This is a genomic window from Nodosilinea sp. LEGE 07298 (assembly GCF_015207265.1).
GTDB lineage: Bacteria > Cyanobacteriota > Cyanobacteriia > Phormidesmidales > Phormidesmidaceae > Nodosilinea.
Genome location: NZ_JADEXE010000605.1, coordinates 1 through 1,069, shown reverse-complemented (window position 1 = coordinate 1,069; position 1,069 = coordinate 1). Strand labels below are relative to the sequence as shown.

The 1,069-nt window shown below is 58.6% G+C and carries 2 protein-coding genes and 1 pseudogene; 2 read left to right on the top strand and 1 reads right to left on the bottom strand.

Annotated features, from left to right (window positions below):
• Positions 1-194, top strand: a pseudogene (locus tag IQ273_RS33375) (pyridoxamine 5'-phosphate oxidase); the annotation flags it as partial.
• A gap of 184 nt (positions 195-378) precedes the next feature.
• Positions 379-810: a DUF2267 domain-containing protein gene (locus IQ273_RS33370; RefSeq protein ID WP_194027351.1), complete on the top strand. Its 432-nt coding sequence runs from the start codon at positions 379-381 to the stop codon at positions 808-810.
• A gap of 7 nt (positions 811-817) precedes the next feature.
• On the opposite strand, the gene IQ273_RS33365 is transcribed toward IQ273_RS33370, so the two are convergent.
• A partial coding sequence (locus IQ273_RS33365; protein ID WP_194027350.1) for an MFS transporter occupies positions 818-1,069 on the bottom strand: 252 nt, incomplete at its 5' end.

Here is a 1,069-nt window from a genome sequence, read left to right as displayed (position 1 = left end):
CGGCCCAGCCCCGCACCCCCGAGGCCGACTTTTCGCCCCAGGCCATTGACGCTACGCCCCCGGCGGAATTTTGCCTGGTGCTGCTCACCCCCTACCAGGTTGACCACTTAGAGCTACGCGGCGACCCGCAAAACCGCACCCTTTACACGCAGCCAGTCGATCGTCCTTGGCAGGTCGAAACCGTGAATCCTTAGGGCTTTATGGGGAAGATTTTTTAGATGGAATACGCCGGGCGATCGCGCCCTCCTGTTCAACCGGTTTAGTAGCGCTGACAACAAACCTTGCCCGACTCCCCCCCTCGCTGTGGTAGCATCGGGCCAAACTAGCCGTGTCTATGTCCAACCCACGGCGAACTACGGCAAACCTTGGAAAGGCATTATGGCAACCGAAAAATTTAGCGCTACTGAGCGAGCATTTCTCGAAAAAGTGATGCAGAAGGCTAGTCTTCCAGACATTTATGATGCGCGGGATTTGACCCTAATCGTGTTTCGCTCAATGCGAGATTTGATGTCTACCGAAGCCGCCGATCGCACCCAGGCGGCCTTCAAAGATGAAGAAATCGCCGCCCTTTGGAAAGATGACAATCCCATCGTGAGGGCGCTGAGTCGACTGCGCCCTCCGCTCAACATTGATACCGAAACCTTTTTGCGGCGTATCAAGCAAGAGGGTGGCATTCCTAAGGGCGTGTCTCCCGAGGCGGTGGTGATCGCGGTCTTCTCCACGGCCCGAGAAGAGCTGTCCGAAGCGCAGATTCAAGAGATTTCCAAAACCCTGCCCGACGGGCTCAAAGTCATGTGGGACCAGGTTTAACAGATCGCTATATTCCCTGACGGCGCAGCCGCCGATCGAGCCAGACCAAGATCCCTAGGGCAGGTACCACCGTTGCCACCAGCCCCAGCCAAAAGCTGTGGGCGACGGTGTTCCCTTGGTCGAGCGCCCAGCCCCCTAGCGGGGGGCCAATTAGGTAGCCGATCGCCCAGCACATTGAGTTGACCGAGAGATACACCCCCCGCAGAGCTTCGGGGGCCAGCGCCGCCACCAGCGCCGAACCAATCGGCGTGTAGGCGAC

Coding starts and splice junctions, on each gene's coding strand:
- IQ273_RS33370 (WP_194027351.1), top strand. CDS start 379: ATGGCAACCGAAAAATTTAGCGCTACTGAGCGAGCATTTCTCGAAAAA.